This is a genomic window from Geobacillus sp. FSL K6-3411 (assembly GCF_037965715.1).
Lineage (GTDB): Bacteria > Bacillota > Bacilli > Bacillales > Anoxybacillaceae > Geobacillus > Geobacillus thermodenitrificans.
The window spans coordinates 1579869-1598402 of the sequence record NZ_CP150187.1 but is presented as its reverse complement, the minus strand read 5'-3'; the positions used below and the strand labels follow the sequence as shown (position 1 = coordinate 1598402).

At 51.5% G+C, this 18534-nt stretch carries 15 protein-coding genes and 1 other RNA gene; 3 read left to right on the top strand and 13 right to left on the bottom strand.

Going from position 1 to position 18534, the window contains the following annotated elements; translation table 11 throughout:
* Window positions 1-180 precede the first annotated feature (180 nt).
* The 3 genes from NSQ22_RS08025 to NSQ22_RS08015 are packed head-to-tail and all read left to right on the top strand — an operon-like array spanning window position 181 to window position 2485.
* Window positions 181-342: a cytochrome c oxidase subunit 2A gene (locus NSQ22_RS08025; RefSeq protein WP_008879316.1), complete on the top strand. Its 162-nt coding sequence runs from the start codon at window positions 181-183 to the stop codon at window positions 340-342.
* Window positions 343-363: 21 nt separating this feature from the next.
* Entirely contained in the window at window positions 364-834 is a 471-nt protein-coding gene (locus NSQ22_RS08020; protein ID WP_008879317.1) for a cytochrome c oxidase subunit II, read from the top strand.
* Between the two features lies 1 nt (window position 835).
* Entirely contained in the window at window positions 836-2485 is a 1650-nt protein-coding gene (locus NSQ22_RS08015; RefSeq protein ID WP_087959980.1) for a b(o/a)3-type cytochrome-c oxidase subunit 1, read from the top strand.
* A gap of 94 nt (window positions 2486-2579) precedes the next feature.
* On the opposite strand, the gene NSQ22_RS08010 is transcribed toward NSQ22_RS08015, so the two are convergent.
* The 13 genes from NSQ22_RS08010 to NSQ22_RS07950 form a co-directional block, all read right to left on the bottom strand.
* Entirely contained in the window at window positions 2580-4085 is a 1506-nt protein-coding gene (locus tag NSQ22_RS08010; protein WP_008879320.1) for a carboxypeptidase M32, read from the bottom strand.
* 117 nt (window positions 4086-4202) lie between these two features.
* Complete coding sequence (locus tag NSQ22_RS08005; protein WP_008879321.1) at window positions 4203-6140, bottom strand: ATP-dependent DNA helicase; 1938 nt, start codon at window positions 6138-6140, stop codon at window positions 4203-4205.
* A gap of 130 nt (window positions 6141-6270) precedes the next feature.
* Window positions 6271-7407, bottom strand: a complete 1137-nt coding sequence (locus NSQ22_RS08000) for a class I SAM-dependent RNA methyltransferase (RefSeq protein ID WP_008879322.1) — start codon at window positions 7405-7407, stop codon at window positions 6271-6273.
* A gap of 142 nt (window positions 7408-7549) precedes the next feature.
* Window positions 7550-7947: RNase P RNA component class B (gene rnpB, locus NSQ22_RS07995), an RNA gene on the bottom strand.
* A gap of 100 nt (window positions 7948-8047) precedes the next feature.
* The gene (gene gpsB / locus NSQ22_RS07990) at window positions 8048-8344 is read right to left on the bottom strand and encodes a cell division regulator GpsB (RefSeq protein ID WP_008879323.1); all 297 of its coding nucleotides are present in this window, start codon (window positions 8342-8344) and stop codon (window positions 8048-8050) included.
* Window positions 8345-8583: 239 nt separating this feature from the next.
* On the bottom strand, window positions 8584-8820 hold the full coding sequence (locus tag NSQ22_RS07985; protein WP_108437822.1) for a CotD family spore coat protein: 237 nt from the start codon (window positions 8818-8820) through the stop codon (window positions 8584-8586).
* Window positions 8821-9019: 199 nt separating this feature from the next.
* Window positions 9020-9154 carry a hypothetical protein gene (locus NSQ22_RS07980; protein ID WP_255505869.1) on the bottom strand — a complete coding sequence of 45 codons (135 nt, stop codon included), beginning with the start codon at window positions 9152-9154 and terminating at the stop codon, window positions 9020-9022.
* A gap of 90 nt (window positions 9155-9244) precedes the next feature.
* On the bottom strand, window positions 9245-10519 hold the full coding sequence (locus NSQ22_RS07975) for a ribonuclease H-like domain-containing protein (RefSeq protein ID WP_108437823.1): 1275 nt from the start codon (window positions 10517-10519) through the stop codon (window positions 9245-9247).
* A 117-nt stretch (window positions 10520-10636) separates the two neighbouring features.
* Entirely contained in the window at window positions 10637-12937 is a 2301-nt protein-coding gene (locus tag NSQ22_RS07970; protein ID WP_108437824.1) for a DEAD/DEAH box helicase, read from the bottom strand.
* A gap of 259 nt (window positions 12938-13196) precedes the next feature.
* Window positions 13197-13982 carry an IclR family transcriptional regulator gene (locus NSQ22_RS07965; RefSeq protein WP_008879327.1) on the bottom strand — a complete coding sequence of 262 codons (786 nt, stop codon included), beginning with the start codon at window positions 13980-13982 and terminating at the stop codon, window positions 13197-13199.
* A gap of 164 nt (window positions 13983-14146) precedes the next feature.
* Window positions 14147-14926 carry a fumarylacetoacetate hydrolase family protein gene (locus NSQ22_RS07960; protein ID WP_011887305.1) on the bottom strand — a complete coding sequence of 260 codons (780 nt, stop codon included), beginning with the start codon at window positions 14924-14926 and terminating at the stop codon, window positions 14147-14149.
* Window positions 14923-16149 carry a malic enzyme-like NAD(P)-binding protein gene (locus NSQ22_RS07955; protein WP_060475815.1) on the bottom strand — a complete coding sequence of 409 codons (1227 nt, stop codon included), beginning with the start codon at window positions 16147-16149 and terminating at the stop codon, window positions 14923-14925. The genes NSQ22_RS07960 and NSQ22_RS07955 overlap by 4 nt, the downstream gene beginning before the upstream one ends.
* A 178-nt stretch (window positions 16150-16327) precedes the next feature.
* Entirely contained in the window at window positions 16328-18511 is a 2184-nt protein-coding gene (locus tag NSQ22_RS07950) for a malate synthase G (RefSeq protein ID WP_081157383.1), read from the bottom strand.
* Window positions 18512-18534 lie beyond the last annotated feature (23 nt).

The window sequence follows — 18534 nt, the reverse complement described above, 5'->3', positions numbered from 1 at the left end:
ATACATTTTTCACAATCGTCACCATTTGTTCAAACTTCCTACATCATTTTTGTGAGAAAAGTCACTGTGACCACAGTTTCCTACAGTTATGATAGTGTCAAAGCAGGGAAATCCGCCGGTTGGCGCTCCTGCCTCACTACTGTTCTGGGGGATGAATTTGAAAAAGAGGAGGGATACAGCATGGCAAAACCGGAGTGGACAAAAACGACTACGACGATCCAGCAAACGAAAAAAGAGAAAGAGCCGGGTCTCGGCGGCACGCTGGCGTCCGTATTTTTGCTCGGCTTTTTCATCATTTTCGCTTGGGTCAGCGTCTACTTTTTATTTCTAAACCGGATATAAGCGGCGAAGGAGGAACTTGATGTGCACATTCATAAGTACGAAAAAATTTGGCTGACGTTTGGTATCGGCTGTCTCGTTGTCTTCTTAACCGTCGTCGGTGTGAGCGCTTTCGCTGCCGGACAGCAGCCGCCAAGCTGCCTGACGACAATCGATCCAGAGAAAGTAGACACGACCCCGCCATTTGATCAGCCGGGTCTTGTCAAAAAAGGAGAGAATGAATACGAACTGAACATCGTCGTTGCTGCCTTTTCCTTTACACCAAATGCAATTGAAATTCCAAAAGGAGCAAAAGTGACGATTAACGTTACTTCGAAGGATGTTATCCATGGATTTCAAATTCCAGGAACAAACATAAACATGATGGTCGAACCTGGCTACGTCAACAGCTTGACGGCTACGTTTGATGAACCGGGCGAATATACGATCCTTTGTAATGAATATTGCGGCGCCGGCCATCATATGATGACGGCACGCATTAAGGTGGTGGAGTAACATGGTACAACCGTTGGAAAAAGTCGATCGCCGCGACGCCAAACTGGCGTTGGCGCATTTATTTGTCGCTTTTATCGCTCTCGGATTAGGCGGCTTTGCCGGCTTATTGCAAACGCTCGTCCGTTCCGGCAAGTTTGAATTGCCGGGTGGCATCAGCTACTATACGATTTTAACAACGCACGGCGTCTTGCTCGGACTTGTACTGACGACCTTTTTCATTATCGGCTTTCAGTTTGCTGCTGTCAGCCGCACGGCTGGGGCATTCACGGACAGCACGCGCCGGGTCGGATGGATTGGTTTTTGGCTGATGACGATTGGAACAGCCATGAGCGCCTTTTTCATCCTCACGGGGCAAGCGGCTGTATTGTATACATTTTATGCCCCGCTGCAAGCGCATGCCGGCTTTTACATCGGTTTAGCGCTTGTTGTCGTCGGCAGCTGGGTGAGCGGTTTTGCGATGTTTGCCCATTATGCGCGCTGGCGGAAAGCGCATCGCGGCCAGGCGAGCCCGTTGTTGACATTCATGTCAGTAACGAATATGGCGCTATGGCTCATCTGTACGCTCGGTGTTGCCGCAACCGTCGTCTTTCAGCTTATCCCATGGTCGCTCGGGCTCTCTGAACGGGTGAACGTGCTGTTAAGCCGGACGCTGTTTTGGTATTTCGGGCATCCGCTCGTTTACTTCTGGCTGTTACCGGCGTATATGGTTTGGTACGCCGTCATTCCGAAAGTGATCGGGGGCAAAATGTTCTCCGATTCGCTCGCACGGTTAGCGTTTATCTTGTTCTTGCTGTTTTCGATTCCGGTCGGTTTCCACCATCAATTGCTTGAGCCGGGGATTTCACCGTTTTGGAAATACGTGCAAGTCGTCTTGACGTTTATGGTCATCATTCCATCATTGATGACGGCGTTCTCCATGTTTGCGACGTTTGAATCATACGGCCGCTCGCAAGGAGCAAAAGGCTTGTTTGGCTGGCTGCGGAAACTGCCGTGGGGAGATGCGCGCTTTTTCGCACCGTTTGTCGGAATGCTGTTTTTCATTCCGGCCGGTACAGGCGGGATTATTAACGCCTCGCATCAGCTCAACCAAGTCGTCCATAATACGATTTGGGTGACTGGGCACTTCCATCTGACGGTGGCGACAACCGTTGTCTTAACATTTTTCGGTGCATCGTACTGGCTCATCCCGCATTTGACCGGTCGGGTGCTGACGAAGGCGATGAACCGCCTTGCCATCATTCAAACGATCGTTTGGGCCGTCGGGATGACATTTATGTCCGGCTCGATGCATTTTGCCGGTTTGCTTGGGGCACCGAGACGTTCAGCGTTCTCAACGTACGGCAATTCGCCGCAAGCACTTGAATGGATTCCGTACCAAATCGCACAAGCTGTCGGCGGAACGATCTTGTTTATCGGCATTATTCTCATGCTCGTCATCGTCATCAATTTGGCGTTTTTCGCTCCGAAAGGCGAAACAGAATTTCCAGTCGCCGAAGCGGCCACCCCGCAGGAACGGGTCGTGTTGGTGTTTGAAAACTGGAAACTTTGGATCGGCATTGTCGTTGCGCTTATTTTGATCGCATATACCGTTCCGCTCATCGACATTATTCAAAACGCCCCGCCAGGGTCGAAAGGATATAAATTATGGTAAAAGCTATCCCCCTCTTCACACCGAAGAGGGGGATATTGTTTGAGCTGCTTCCACGTCGTCTCGATTGAATCCGAAGACTTCCTCAGCAACGATGTTACAGTCTATAAAGAGGTTTATATTTCGCTTCCAAGTATTGAATTAAATAATCGGCTTTAAGCGGTTCCCCCGTCGCATCACGCACAAGATCAAGCGGCTTTTTTGTTTTGCCGAACCGATGAATGTTGGCCGTCAGCCATTCACGAATTGGCGTGATGTTCCCTTCCTCAAGCAATTGGGCAAGATCCAACTCTTTTTCGAGCGCCTGTTTAAACTGCGCCGCGTACATATAGCCGAGCGCATAGGATGGAAAATAGCCGAAGCTGCCACCTGACCAGTGGACATCCTGCAAAACGCCGACCGCATCATTATGCGGACGGATGCCAAGATATTGTTCATATTTCTCGTTCCATACGTCCGGTAAATCAGCAGCCTCGAGCTCTCCGGCAAACAGCTGCTTTTCTATTTCGTATCGAACCATAATGTGAAGCGAATACGTTAGCTCGTCAGCCTCAATGCGAATCAGCGACGGCTTCGCCTCATTGATCGCCCGATAAAACGCATCAAGTGAAACGTCCGCAAACTGTTCCGGTGCGTATTGCTGCAAACGTGGATAATGCCGTTTCCAAAACGATGGATGACGGCCGATCATATTTTCCAAAAAAAGTGACTGCGATTCATGGATGCCCATCGACGCCCCACTCGCGAGCGGCGTGCCGACAAGCGCTTCAGAAATGTGCTGTTCATAGAGGGCATGGCCGCACTCGTGAATCGTACCGAAAACAGCGGTGCGAAAATCGCGCTCATCATACCGTGTTGTGATGCGTACATCGTTCGGATTAAGCCCGATCGCAAACGGATGGACCGTCTCATCAAGCCGCCCTTTGCCGAAATCGTAGCCGAGTTCCCTGAGCAACTCCAAAAGAAAGGCGCGCTGCTTTTCCTTTGGAAACGGCGCAAACAAAAACGACGTATCCGGCTTATCGGACACAGCAGAAATGGCGTGCACAAGGGGAACGATGCGTTCGCGCAATTGACCGAACAATCCGTCAAGCAACTCAACCGTCATGCCCGGCTCGTACTGATCAAGCAGCGTATTGTACGGATGCCCTTCATATCCCCAATAGCTGATAAAGCGGCGCTGAAACTCGATGATTTGCTCCAAATACGGGCGAAAACGGGCAAAATCGGCGGCCGCTTTTGCTTCTTCCCAGACGCTTTCCGCCTTTGAGCAAAGCACGACATACTCTTTATACTCATCAACTGGAATTTTTTTATTCCGTTCATACTCTTTTTTGCATTCATCAAGCGTATGTTTTGTCACTTCATCAAGCTGTTCATACACCTCTTTTGGCGACAGCTTGGCGATAAACGCTGCCATTTCCTCTGACGTGGACATTTTAAACGCTTCTTCCGACAGCATGCCGATCACTTCAGAGCGCTGCTCCACCCCTTTTTTCGGAGCACCGGTCCGCAAATCCCAATACATTAAATTGATGGCCTCATGATACCCCATCATTTTTTTGACATACTGCAAAAACTGTTCTTCCATTCGCTTCACCATGCTCAGTCCCCCTATTCGTTTTGGATGGCCGTATCATCATTTCCATAACTAGGTGCTCTTTTCCTCCTTGATCGCGAAGAAACGTCATTTTTCACCAAAAGAAAAGAGGGAAGAACGCTACTCTTCCCTCACAGATGTTGGCAAGACCGATTTGATCGCAGCGATGACCTGCTTGTCTTCCTGGTCGGTAACAAAAATGGAGACGATGCCGCGATCATCGCGCGTGCGGATGAGCCGTCCGACCCCTTGGCGGAGACGGAGAAGCATATACGGGACATCGACATCCCAAAACGGATCGCTATATGCCTTCCGCTTCGCCTGAAACACTGGATCGTTTGGCGGATATGGCAGTGACCAAATGATAACATTGGACAGCGACGATCCCGGAATGTCAAGCCCTTCCCATAAATGTTCCGAACAAAGCACGGTTTCTTCGTTGCGTTGGAACTCGGCGACTAAATCGCTAATCTCGCGGTCGCCTTCAAACAAAAATGAGAACGGTTCCCCGGCCGCCGCTTCTTTAAACTGAAGCAGCTCCTCGCGCGTTGGAAACAAGATGAGCGCCCGTCCGCCCGTTTCACGCAATTTCTTCATCGCATAGGCGTATTTTTCAGCAAACAGCGCCTCATTAGCGCGGAACGTCGGCATATAAATGGTCATTTGCTCGTCATAATCAAATGGCGACGGCACACTGAACGATAAATAGTCATCGATCCCTAAGCTGTCAGCCATATATTGAAATGACTTGCCGTTCGATAACGTCGCCGATGAGAAGATAAACGGCATGCGTTTCGCAAACACTTTTTCACGCAGTACTTCTTGCACAGTGTGCGGCATGACAACAAGTGTGGCCTCTTGGCGCGACGACTCGAGCCACGCGATGGCATCAGCGCTTGTTAAAAACAAGTCGAGCAAATAGTGAATTTGGTCTAAGTATTCGTCAACAATATTCAGCTGATAATGGTCAATCGTATACGTTTCACTTTCAAACACGAGCTCATTGCCGATTCTAACGATTTGGTCACGCAGCCGCTTCGCCCAGCGCTCGGGCTGCGGCGACGGTGAAATTTCTTTCCGGTTTGAGCCAGGGATGTCTTTCGCGCACGCTTTCAATTCGGTAAAAAAGCGCCCACTCGTTTCGATGGTTTCTTCAATTAAATAGGCGAGTTCTTCGCGAATATCGTTTTCAAGAAGCCGCGTCAGCAACATCTCAAGCGTCGTCTCTTTCATTCGGTATGTAAGCGCCTTTTGTGCGGCAAACTCAAGCAAGTGTCCTTCGTCGAACACGACGCAGCTCGCCTCCGGCAAGAGCGGCAGTTGTCCTTCCCGCTTGCGCGCCTCGTACGTCCACACATGCTCCATATAAAAGTCGTGTGAACAGACGATCAAATCGGCCGCTTTCCGGTAATAGTCGCGCCAAAGCGTCTGACCGCAACGGTGCCGCTTTTCACACGTAAAACAATCTTGAAACGGATCCCAGGCGATTTTTTTCCATTGCTCATCGGTTAAATGGGCGTATTCTTTCCGGTCGCCGTAACGATAAAACGACTGCATCGTTTTATTGTCATGGACGAAAGCCGGCAGATTGTCATAAATTTGTTCATATAGCTCAATATCGCCATCGTCGTATGTCGTCACTTCTTCAAGCTTGTTTAAACATAAATATTGATCGGGTGATTTCGCCAGTCGGACATCAATATGCAGCCCGAGCACATTGGACAATTTGGCGATATCTCCTTCTTTTTTGACGAGCTGCTCAATAAGCGTTTCATCTGCACAGGCGATGATGGCCGGCTTGCCGGTATAACGTGCGTAACAAATCGCGTATAGCAAGTAGACGATCGTCTTCCCTGTACCGACTCCGGCTTCGGCAAACATCACCTTTTTTTCGCGAAATGCGCGCTCGAGCTGGAACGCCATATAAACTTGCTCATCGCGCAGCTCAAAGCCGGCCTCCGGCAACGTATCGTAAAAGACATCACCGATCCACTGGCTGAGCTTATCAAAAAAGTTTTCGTTTTTTTCTAACAGAAACGGATAACGTTTATGGCTCATCACCGCCACCCCTCCAATTGACATAAAGTCCCCCGGCATCATCATGCATAAGCGCGCAACCACATCGTTGCGCGCCTTAATTCTAGTAACAAGATTATATTATGATGGATGACCGTCGAGAAGTCAACTTCTAGCTTCGGCGTGGCGGCCGCGGCCCCCAATATTGATAGTAATGCGTCTCAATAAAGCCATTAAACAGCTTGCGCCGCTTCGTCGCCGGGCGGCCATAATGAGTTTCAAAGCCGCGATGGGCAGTTAAAATGTATACCGACCATGTGTCTAAGGCGGAGAAAGTGCGGCCGATGGCGCGGTAGAGGGCTTCGACCTCCCGCCGTTCGCCGAGCCGTTCACCGTATGGCGGATTACTGACAATCACCCCGTACGATTTATCTGTCCGAAACTGTTCCGCCCGTCCTGTTTGAAAAGAAATGAGATCGGCCAACCCAGCTTCGGCTGCATTCGCCTTGGCCATTTCCACCATGTGTGGGTCAAGGTCAATCCCGCAAATATCCAATGGCTCATCATAGCGTGCCATATCTTCCACTTCTTGGCGTGCTTCATTCCATGCGCGCTCCCCGATCCAAGGCCATTGTTCAGAAACGAAATCGCGGTTAAACCCAGGGGCGATGTTTTGCCCGATGAGCGCCGCTTCGATGGCGATCGTGCCCGAACCGCAAAACGGATCGACAAACGGGCGATCCGGCGTCCAGTTCGTGAGCAATACTAAGGCAGCGGCAAGCGTTTCCCGAAGCGGCGCTTCTCCTTGACGAGCACGGTAGCCGCGCTTATGCAACCCGACACCGCTTGTATCAATTGTCAACGTGGCAATGTCTTTATGAAGGGCTACTTCAATGCGGCAAAGCGGGCCGGTTTCGGGAAACCATGACAGGTGGTAGCGCTCTTTTAAACTTTCCACGACCGCTTTTTTGACGATAGCTTGACAGTCTGAAATGCTAAACAACGTCGACTTCACCGATTTCCCGATGACCGGAAACTCAGCGTCTTTCGGCAAATAATCGGCCCACGGCAATGCTTTCGTCTGTTCAAACAGCTCCTCGAACGTCGTCGCTCGAAATTCGCCAACTTTCAGTTTCACGCGGTCGGCGGTGCGCAGCCAAAGGTTGGCTCGGCAAATGGCGAGCGCATCGCCTTCGAACGCCACTTTGCCGTTCTCCACCCGGCATTCGTAGCCGAGCCGTCGCACTTCTTCGGCAACAACCGACTCGAGCCCCATCGCAGCCGTCGCAATGATGGAAAATGATTTCATTCTATTCCCCCTCGCAAACGGTATGTATTGCACCAATTGGACATACTTCCATTATATCCACCTAGTTGCGAAAAACACGCAAACGAAAAGCCCTCCTTCATGCAGGAGGGCTTTTCACGCTTCCATCACCACGTTAATCATGTTCTGTAAGCCATGTTCTGTACCTTCGTACTGCCAACGGCTTTTCGCCTCGTACTCCGGCGGTAATCATCTATCTACAGGCAACACGCGTCGCCTGTCCTTCCCTCCGTTCATTTCCTTCGGGAAGGTGCCCCTACCATCATTTGGGTTTCTCGCTCGTGGGGTTTACCGCGTTCCACCTCTAAGGTTTCCCTTAGAGCTCCGTCACTGTGGCACTTTCAGGGTAATCGAACCATATCCGCATTCGGACGTAGGTTCTTTCCCCGCCGTCAGCCCAGCCGAAGCCAGACTGCCCTAGCTTATGGATTCGCTAGGCACGAACACTACGGGCATCTCAGCACCGTGCGAGCATGGACTTTCCTCTACGGCCGAAACCGGCCGCAGCGATTACCCGAACATGATTAACGTTGCGAGCATCTTACAGTATAGATGATTTTTCGAATGAAATCAAGAGGGAAATTTTGTTATTTTTATATACTGACCTTGTTCTTCTAACTATCTATTCATACAGCTTCCGGCCGAACACATGTTTCTCTAAGTTCGACAGGCGCTGCAAAATATCGTAGTTCGTCGTCCCTGTCGGCGTGGTCGGCCGCTTTTGCAACTCCTCAACTTGCCGCTTCAGTCGGGCATTTTCTTGGCGCAGCTCGTCAAGTTCTTGCTGGAACGCCTCGTAATCTTTAATAACGATGTCCAAAAATTGATCCACTTCGTCTTGATTGTACCCCCGCATACTTACCTTAAATTCCTTTTCCAAAATGTCTTTTGGTGTCAGTTTTACCTGATTGGCTGACATGGCTTTTCACCTCAAATCCGCATTCAACAATCATCTTTCCTTTATTTTTTCAGAAATTACGCCGGTTGTCAATTGATGTTTGTGCTGCCGAACACGTAGAATCAGACAACATAACGCTAGAAGGCAACCTTCCTGCCCGCGCGGAAAAACGCTCGCTAACCAAGACGACACAACCGGCAGCGTTGGCCATTCGCCGCCAAAAAAACAGAAGCCGACGAAGCGGCCCCTGTTTTTCACATCTAGTATCTAGCTGGAAACGGCCCCATCGGCCCCGGACAACACAAGTGCCGGTTGGCGTCCTGAGCAACAGCCGATTCCGTATGCGGGAAATAATGACGATGTTCATACAAGTGATGAAAAACGTGTGTTGTGTGTGATGGATGAATGTGTGGTACAATCGTTGCTTGGAAATGGTGTTGAACACGGCATAGAGGCGGATGGACGATCGGCGCCGTCACATACGGTGGGCAATGCATAGCATCCTTCTCCTTTCATCATCTAAGCTATTGATTGACAATACTAGCCTATGATGAACAGGTCGGTCTTGTACTAGTGTAAGCACCCATTTTATACATAATGACAGCCGCACTTATTCCTCCGCCCCGCGATTTCAAGACGCCGCGCAACCCGGTTCGGCCATAGCCTCATTTGGGAAAACGTTCACGAATTACTGCGTTAATACACATAATGGAAAACGACAAACGTCAAGCCAATAACAATAAAAAAGAGGTACAAAATTTTTTTGTACATGCTCCGCATCGCGCTCTTCTCCCTGCCATCGTTTTCGTTCACTCCGATGCCATTGTACACATTTTTCTTTTTTTCTACAAGATTCGAAACGAAAAGGAAAATTTTTTTATTTTTCTGTCATATTTTGCGCTTGCCAGGGAAATGGGCCTATCATTTCCCTAACTTATTTTTCTTGCGCGTTAACCGCTCAAGCCGCTTGCGCCACTCCTGTTCCTCCTTCTCCATGCCTTGCCGACTTGCTTTGGCAAGCGAGCACCAGGCTTCATACGCTGCGGCGGCATAGCGGTGCGCTTCGGCTGCATCGCGAAAATGATGCTCATACGCTTTTGCCAGCTCAAGACCGGCTTTCGTCTTCCAAGAGGCGCTTCCATGATTGAACAAGTCGCGCCAAATGGCAACCGCCTCTTCATAGCGCCTTTCTCTCCGATACAAAAGCGACAGCTGCCATTTCGCCGCCTGCGCTTCTTTCACCTCTTTGCTGCTCGCTTGTTCATACACACCCCGAGCAGCCGCCGTTTCCCCCACCGCTTCGAGCCAACGGGCCGCGGCCAGCTGCTCCCGCGGGTCAGAGATCTGCATCGCTTCGAGCAACTGAATCGATAAATGGATGTAGAGCGCAATGAGCGACAACACGTCTTGTTCGTTGTGGCGCAATACCGGCATAATCCGATCCGGATGAGGCGTTTGCAAAAATTCCTGGTATATCATCGGTGCCAAAAAGCCGGGCACATCATCATCCCGCTCAATCTGAAGAATGTGCTTTTCGACCTCCGCTAGGCGAAGCGAATCGAGCTTGTCTTTCCATAAACGACGAGCGGCGTGATACAAATCAAAGTGACCAAACGCCGGCAGCTTCGGCACCATGTCGCGGACAAGGGCATGGCGTGTTTTTAGCCGCGGCCAGTCGAACGCCTTTCCATTATACGTAACAAGAGTCGTATAGTCGACATCGGATAAAAAGCTTTGATACAGCGCCACCTCCGCCCCCGGATGCGGCAAAACGTGCTGGCGGATGATGATGCGATCGCCAAGGACGCGGGCATGGCCGAGCAGAAACATGACCGTTCCCACTCCGCTTGAAAGCCCCATCGTTTCTGTGTCAAAAAAGAATAGGTCGCTAACAGCGAATCCGCGGCACGAGAGCGGGTGGGAAAACGACGCTTCCTGCCAGCGCCGGTGCACATCATGCAGCGCCCCAAGACGATAGCAGCCATGCTGATAATCAAGCGGGTACACCGTCTCCCGGATGAGGCAATAATCCCCGGCAAACCAGTACGGCTTCGTCCCGTATTCCTGCCAAATGTCAACATAAGGCACGTCCGTCGCCCCACGTTCGCTCGGTTCCATTTCGTTCTTTTCATCCGCCGTCTTTTTTTTGTGCCGAGCGGCAAGCAGCTCTTTCCACTGCGACAGCTTCGGTTTCATTCACCCTCCTCCTTTCCGCTCGCTCTCTTCCTTCTATAAATTAAATTTAGCGCGCGAACGCTCAAGAAAGCCGCTTTAGTTTCCCCGCCCGCTGGCACTCAAGCTTGGCGACGCCACTCAGTTTTCTTCACAACTGCGGTGCGAAACAAGCGAGCCGCTCCATACTGCAAGCTGTTCATCTAAAAACTGAATAAGCTCACGCTTCACCGGCTGCCCCCCTGTGTCGGAAACGCCGATGCATGACGGGCAACCATCGCTGCACGGACAGCGCTTCACCCATTCCTTTACGTTCTCGAGTATTTCTTCATACCGTTCAAATACAGCTTCCGATAAGCCGACACCGCCCGGATAGCGGTCGTAAAGAAAAATCGTCGGCCGTCCGGAGTGCGGCGCCTTCAGCTGTGGAACAACGTGAACGTCCGAGCGGTCGCACATGACAAAGATCGGAACAAGATGGCTGAGCACGTTGGCGAGGCCGACAAGCAAATGTTCGAATAATGCTGGGGAAAATTCCGATGGAACTTCTTTCCATTCAAACCATGCTGCCGACGTATGAAGCGTTTCTTCCGGAAGGCGAATCGGTCCCGAGCCGATATTTTCAAACGTTGACAGTTTCAATTTTTTAAAAATCGTCGACATCGCCCGGACGGACACATCACCGTAGTGCACCGCCATCGCCCCGCGCTCTTCGCTCCGGTCATTAGACAGCACGTCAAGCTGTACAGCCAAATTGGCATCGGTGAAATACTCGACATCGACTTGGCGGACGTACGCTTTTTTCTCCTCCCAGTCAAGCTTTTCAACCTGATATTGCGTCCCTTCGTGCAAATAAATCGCTTCTTCATGGAGCAGCGTCATGGCGCTGAAGCGGTCCATTTCGCCGATGACGCGGTGGCGCGCTATATTTGAAATATCGATGATTACCACATTTTCCTGGGCCGCCGAGCGCAAGCTAATGTTTTGCGCCGGAAAGGCATCACTCATCCAATGCCAACGCCCGGCCCGCTCGTGAAGCACTCCTTGGTCGACCAGAAAGTCGAGCACGTCTTCAACGTCGATGCCGCCAAACGTCTCGCCGCGCCGGAACGGAAGCTCATATGCGGCACATTTCAAATGATCGACCAAAATGAGCATATTGTCTGGATTGATGCGGGCCGTCTCCGGAGAACGGGCGAAAAAGTATTCCGGATGGGAGACGATATATTGGTCAAGCGGACTCGAGCTGGCAACCATAATCACAAGCGAGTCGCCATGACGCCGTCCGGCACGCCCGGCTTGCTGCCACGTGCTGGCGATCGTTCCCGGATAGCCGGTCAAAATGCACGCCTGCAGCTGGCCGATATCGACGCCAAGCTCGAGTGCGTTCGTACTGACCACGCCGATAATGTCCCCATTGCGTAGCCCGTTTTCAATGGCACGCCGTTCATTCGGCAAATAGCCACCGCGGTAGCCTCGAATCGTCGTTTCGCCAATCCGTTCCTTCACCGCCGCCTGCAAATGGCTCAAAATGAGTTCGGTACGGACGCGGCTGCGGGCAAAAACAATCGTCGGGATGCGATTGACAAGCAGTTGCCGTGCCAGTTCCACCGCTGTTTTTGTTGCGCTTTGGCGAACGTTCATCGTCCGTTCGACGACCGGCGGGTTGTAAAATACGATATGTTTCCGCCCGCGCGGTGCCCCGTTGTTGTCAATGAGCGTCATCGGCTCGCCGGTCAACCGCTCAGCCAGCTCTTGCGGATTAGCAATCGTTGCTGACGTACAAATAAATGTCGGCTGGCTGCCGTAAAACGCACATATTCGTTTTAAGCGGCGGATGACGTTTGCCACATGGCTGCCAAACACCCCTCGATATGTATGCAGTTCATCGATGACGACATAACGCAACTGTTCAAACAGTGAAATCCATTTCGTATGATGCGGCAAAATCGCCGTATGAAGCATATCCGGATTCGTGATTACAATATGGCCGGCTTGGCGGATTTTTTGCCGCAACGCCGGTGCTGTATCGCCGTCATATGTATAGCTATAAATCGGCACGTCCATCTCAGCGATTATTTCGTTCAATTCATTTTTTTGGTCTTGAGCGAGCGCTTTGGTTGGAAATAAGTAGAGGGCGCGGCTTTCGGGCGCTTTAGCGATCGCCTGAAGCACAGGCAAATTGTAACAAAGCGTTTTTCCGGAAGCAGTCGGTGTCACAGCAACAACATTCCGCCCGCTTTGCACCGCCTCATACGCCGCCGCTTGGTGCGTATAAAGCGAGGCGATGCCGCGCGCTTCAAGCGCCGCGCGCAGCCGCGCGTCGATCTCGGCTGGAAACGGGACCGTATCAGCTTCTTTTGGTTCGATTTCGTGCCAATACACGACATTCGGATCTTGGCGGAGCTGTTCGATCCATTCAGAAAGCGTCTGTTTTTTCACGTTGCAAATCACCTCGTTTCTATTTTACAAGAAATAAGAGAGAATAGCCTACTCCTTCTATTTGCATGGCAAAAAACAGCGGCAGCCAAAGCAAACTGCTCTCCCCATGCCCCTTCCCCTGTCTCTGCTTGCCCCGTGATGCTCACGGAAATAGCCCGTGTGGAGTTTTTGATACAACGCTTATCACCTATTAGATGGCATGCCTCGCCATGATGTACTGTCGACGCTATAGCCGGCTACAGAAAAAAACGCCCAGCTGTTACAGCTGGACGGAATGGGCCGATCGATGGCCAAGCCGAGCAGAGAGTTCCTTGCCGATCTGGCGCATGCGCATAGCGAGCCCGGCGATACGGTCATCCGTCATGCGAATCGTCGGGCCGGAGACGCTGACAGCAGCAACAACACTGCCGGTGTAATCAAAAATCGGAACAGCCACACAACGGATGCCATACTCGTTTTCTTCCAAATCGAGTGCATATCCGTTTTGCCGGACGGAATCGAGCTCACGGAAAAACGCCTCGCGGTCCGTGATCGTCAAATCGGTATGCTTGGGCAGCCCTTTCCGATCGATGATCTCTGCGGTAACTGTTGGCGGCAAATAAGCTAAAATCGCCTTGCCGACCGCTGTACAATGCATCGGCGCCCGCTTGCCGACTTTCGAATGCATGCGCAGCGTTTCCGTTCCCTCTAATTTTTCAATATAAATGACTTCCCCTTGATCATAGACGACGAGATGGACGACTTCGTTCGTTTCTTTTTCAAGCTGGCGCAAATACGGCCGCGCCTCTTGGCGCAAATCGATCGAATCAAGCAATTTCGAGCTAATTTCTAAAAACTTATAACCGAGCTTATATCGCTCTGTTTCCGGATGCTGCTCGATATAACCATGCTGGGCGAGCGTCGTTAAAATGCGGTACACTGAGCTTTTGTTAATGTCCATTTGTTTAGCGATTTCCGTAACACCCAGCCCATCTTTTTTCGTGCTGACGATGTCAATAATCTGAAGTGCCCGGCTGACAGACTTGACGATATTCTCTTTTTCCATTTTGTTCACCTCGATTTGTTCTCTCCACTCGCCATTATACACGAACGGCCGGGCGTTTGCAGGCGCCTCGGCAGCAGCGGGCACAGAAGGCGACGCCGTGTCACGTCGGGCACTACGCCGATAAGCGCCTCTCCTAAACAGCGGAACATAGCGTGTGATCCTTGCTAGGAAGAGACGGCCGGCGCTTTGGCGGCGACGAACGTATTGCGGAGCGTGCCGATGCCGTCCACTTCGCACTCAATGACAGTTCCCGGACCGACAAGCTCAGCGCCAACTGGGCTTCCCGTTAAAATGACATCACCCGGCTGCAGCGTCATCACAGAAGACAAATACGAAATCATTTTGCTGATCGAGATAATCATCAGCTCGGTCGGACTGTTTTGTTTTTCCTCGCCATTGACCCGCGCTTTAACCGACACCGACCGTGGCTCGAGTTCCGTTTCAATAACCGGCCCTAGCGGTGTGAACGTATCGAACGATTTTCCAACCGTCCAATGCCCATCTGGATGGAAAAATTGTGGCGCAGTGACATCGTTGGCGACCGTATAACCAAAAATGTACGCCCATACGTTCTCCTCGCTCACTTGTTTTGCCTCTTTGCCGATGACAACAGCCAGCTCAGATTCAAACTTCACTTCGTCGATTCCGTTTGGAATGACAATGTCCGCTTCCGGACCGATGACCGATGAAGACGGTTTAAAGAAAAAGACAGGAATGTCCGGCAGTTGAGCCGGCAGTTGTTCACGCGCTGCCACGTAGTTAGCGCCAATGCCGATCACATGGCGCGGCACAAGCGGTGCCACAAACGAAACGTCATTGCAGTGAAATACGTTGCCGGTATAATCCCAAGCCGTAAACATGTCTCCTTCAATTTCACGGATGACTTCGCCGCTCACTACACCGGTGCGAATCTCGCCAGCGGCGATAAAACGGGCAAACTTCATTGGTGGTTACCCCTCTCTAACAAGGTTTTTCCCTCATATTTCTCCTTGTTCCGAGCCACCCCGGTCTCGATGGCAGCACGGGCAACAGCAGAAGCGACCGCCGCCACAACACGTTGGTCAAACGGGTTCGGGATGACGTACTCCTCAGTCAGTTCTTCCGGCTGAATGAGCCCGGCGATGGCTTCGGCAGCAGCGATTTTCATCGCCTCGTTAATTTGCGTCGCCCGCACATCGAGCGCACCGCGGAAGATGCCGGGGAACGCCAGCACATTGTTCACTTGGTTCGGCAAGTCTGAGCGGCCGGTTGCCACGACGGCAGCGCCTGCGGCTTTCGCCTCATCCGGCATGATTTCCGGCACCGGATTGGCCAAGGCGAATACAATCGCCCCCCGGTTCATCGACCGAACCATTGCCGGCGTCAGCGCACCGGCAACTGAGACGCCGATAAACACGTCGGCACCTGAAATCACCTCTTCCAGCATCCCGGAAACACGGCGCTGATTCGTCTGTTTTGCTAATTCCTCTTTCATGGCATTCATACCGTGTGGGCGCCCTTCATAAATCGCGCCTTTTGTATCACAAACAATGAGGTCGCCGACCCCGATCGACAACAGCAGTTTGGCGATCGCCACCCCGGCAGCGCCTGCACCGTTGATGACAACCCGACAATCGGCGAGCCGTTTGCCGACAACTTTCAAGGCGTTCGTCAGCCCAGCGGCGACGACAATAGCCGTACCGTGCTGATCATCGTGAAACACAGGGATCGCCATTTCTTGGCGCAGCCGCTCTTCAATGATAAAGCAGGCAGGGGCGGAAATATCCTCCAAATTGATACCACCAAATGTTGGCTCGAGCAGTTTGACAGTTTGGATGATTTGTTCTGGGTCCTCGGTGTCTAAGCAAAGCGGCACCGCATCAATGCCGGCGAACGCTTTAAACAAGGCGGCTTTCCCTTCCATCACCGGAAGCGCCGCCCGCGCACCGATGTTGCCGAGCCCGAGCACCGCAGTACCGTTGGAAACAACGGCGACGAAATTGCCTTTTATCGTATAGTCATACATCTCATCTTTGTTGGCGTAAATTTCTTTGCACGGTTCAGCCACTCCCGGCGAATAAATGACGCTTAAGTCATTTGCATCCACAACAGGCACTTTCACTTCAACCGACAGTTTTCCTTTTGCCTGTCGGTGGACAAGTAATGCTCGTTCCCGCAAATTTTCCATAACCAATCCCTAGCTACTAACCTCGTCCCATCTATGCCGCCTTCATGCTGCTTTGCGTTCTGTAACCGGCCAGTAGCAACTAGGAGCTGCCCCCTTTCTATTATTTTTTGAATTTTCTAATCAATAAGAGTAGGAATGAACAAGGGCGCTCGGCCCTTGTTCATTTGCAATGGATCGCTTACTGTTGAACGGCAGCAAATTTTGCTTTTGCTTCTTGGCGGCGACGATGCAAAATCGGCTCCGTATAACCATTTGGCTGTTCATAGCCGAGGAACACGAGATCGCATGCCGCTTGGAACGCCACTGAATCGTCGTAGTTTGGCGCCATCGGGCGGTAGTTCGGATCGCCGGCGTTTTGTTCGTCGACGACTTTCGCCATCCGTTTGAACGTCTCCAACACTTGCTCTTTCGTGCAAATACCGTGGTGAAGCCAGTTGGCGAGAATTTGACTCGAAATGCGGAGCGTGGCCCGGTCTTCCATCAATCCGATGTTGTGGATGTCCGGCACTTTCGAGCAGCCGATCCCTTGGTCAATCCAACGGACAACATAACCTAAAATGCTTTGGCAGTTGTTGTCGAGCTCTTCTTGAATTTCGTCCGCCGTCCATTGCGGGTTGTCGACAACCGGAATTTGCAAAATGTCGTCGCGATAATCATTCCGATCATTGGCCAGCTCATTTTGTACGGCAGCAACGTTCACCTGATGATAATGGAGCGCATGGAGCGTAGCAGCAGTCGGAGACGGTACCCATGCGGTGTTCGCGCCGGCTTTTAATTGCGCACCTTTTTGTTTCAGCATTTCCGCCATCAAGTCCGGCATCGCCCACATCCCTTTACCGATTTGTGCCCGGCCGCGGAATCCGGCTGCGAGCCCGACCGCCACGTTCGATTTTTCATAGCCGGCCAGCCATGTCGACGACTTCATATCGTTTTTGCGCCGCATCGGTCCTGCTTCCATCGATGTATGAATCTCATCTCCAGTCCGGTCGAGGAAGCCGGTATTAATGAAGACGATGCGGTCGCGCACTTCGTAAATGCAGTTTTTCAAATTGAGCGATGTCCGCCGTTCTTCATCCATAACACCAATTTTAATCGTATTCCGCTCAAGGCCGAGCATATCCTCGACACGGTCAAACAGCTCATTGGCAAATGCCACTTCTGCCGATCCGTGCATTTTCGGCTTGACGATGTAAATCGAGCCTTTGCGCGAGTTCAAGTAGCGCGTGTTGCCGATGAGTGAATGTTTCATGATTAAGCTCGTAACTACCGCATCGATGATTCCTTCATACACTTCTTCGCCGTTCGCATCCAAAATAGCGTTGTTTGTCATCAAATGGCCGACGTTGCGCACGAACATGAGCGAACGACCCGGCAGCACAAGCTCCCCGCCATCTGGCGTTTTGTACTCACGATCCGGATTCAAGGTGCGCGTCAGCCGTTTCCCGTTTTTCTCAAACGTCGCCGTCAAATCGCCTTTAATCAACCCGAACAAGTTGCGATACACGACCACTTTGTCCTCGGCGTCGACAGCTGCGACCGAATCTTCGCCGTCCATAATCGTCGTCACGGCCGCTTCTAAGACGATGTCTTTGATGCCGGCTTTATCTGTTTTGCCGACTGGATGTTCACGGTCGATTTGAATTTCAATATGAAGGCCGTTGTTTTTCAGCAACACCGCCGTCGGGTTTTGCGGCTCGCCTTGGAAGCCGATGAGTTTTTCCGGCTCTTTCAGCCCTGTCGTCGCCCCTCCTTCTGTCGTCACGACAAGCTTCCCATCAACAATGGCGTATTGGACAGCATCCTTATGGGAGTGTTCCACAAGCGGTACTGCTTCATCTAAAAATTGCCGCCCGTAAGCAATGACTTTCGCTCCGCGCACCGGGTTGTACGACGAACCGCGCTCGGCGCCGTCTTCTTCACTAATGGCGTCCGTGCCATACAGCGCATCATACAAGCTGCCCCAACGGGCGTTGGCAGCGTTTAACGCGTAGCGGGCGTTCGTCAGCGGAACGACGAGCTGCGGCCCTGCTTGCACGGCAATTTCTTCATCGACATTGTCAGTCGTAATCTCAAAATCCTCCACTTCTGGCTCCAAATAGCCGATGTCCGTTAAAAACGCTTTATATTCATGAAAATCAAAGCGGCCGCGGTGTTCTTTATACCACTCATTCAATTTCTCCTGAATCTCGTCGCGACGCGCAAGCAACTCTTTATTGCGCGGCGTCAAGTCGGCGATCAGCGCGGCAAAATCGCTCCAAAACTTGTCTTGGTCAAGTCCGCTGTTCGGCAACAGCTCCTCATTGACAAACTCATACAACACTTTCGCGACTTGAATTGTCCCCGCTTGCACATACTCAGTCATCGTTTCTTTCTCCTTTCTTGTTT

What these genes read in the sequence shown, in the direction of transcription:
- NSQ22_RS07960 (WP_011887305.1), bottom strand. Translation starts at nt 14,926, where the DNA reads ATGAAGTTTGCCCGTTTTATCGCCGCTGGCGAGATTCGCACCGGTGTA.
- NSQ22_RS08010 (WP_008879320.1), bottom strand. Translation starts at nt 4,085, where the DNA reads ATGGTGAAGCGAATGGAAGAACAGTTTTTGCAGTATGTCAAAAAAATG.
- gpsB (WP_008879323.1), bottom strand. Translation starts at nt 8,344, where the DNA reads ATGTCAGCCAATCAGGTAAAACTGACACCAAAAGACATTTTGGAAAAG.
- NSQ22_RS08000 (WP_008879322.1), bottom strand. Translation starts at nt 7,407, where the DNA reads ATGAAATCATTTTCCATCATTGCGACGGCTGCGATGGGGCTCGAGTCG.
- NSQ22_RS07955 (WP_060475815.1), bottom strand. Translation starts at nt 16,149, where the DNA reads ATGGAAAATTTGCGGGAACGAGCATTACTTGTCCACCGACAGGCAAAA.
- NSQ22_RS08015 (WP_087959980.1), top strand. Translation starts at nt 836, where the DNA reads ATGGTACAACCGTTGGAAAAAGTCGATCGCCGCGACGCCAAACTGGCG.
- NSQ22_RS07985 (WP_108437822.1), bottom strand. Translation starts at nt 8,820, where the DNA reads ATGCATTGCCCACCGTATGTGACGGCGCCGATCGTCCATCCGCCTCTA.
- NSQ22_RS07975 (WP_108437823.1), bottom strand. Translation starts at nt 10,519, where the DNA reads ATGAAACCGAAGCTGTCGCAGTGGAAAGAGCTGCTTGCCGCTCGGCAC.
- NSQ22_RS07950 (WP_081157383.1), bottom strand. Translation starts at nt 18,511, where the DNA reads ATGACTGAGTATGTGCAAGCGGGGACAATTCAAGTCGCGAAAGTGTTG.
- NSQ22_RS08005 (WP_008879321.1), bottom strand. Translation starts at nt 6,140, where the DNA reads ATGAGCCATAAACGTTATCCGTTTCTGTTAGAAAAAAACGAAAACTTT.
- NSQ22_RS08025 (WP_008879316.1), top strand. Translation starts at nt 181, where the DNA reads ATGGCAAAACCGGAGTGGACAAAAACGACTACGACGATCCAGCAAACG.
- NSQ22_RS07965 (WP_008879327.1), bottom strand. Translation starts at nt 13,982, where the DNA reads ATGGAAAAAGAGAATATCGTCAAGTCTGTCAGCCGGGCACTTCAGATT.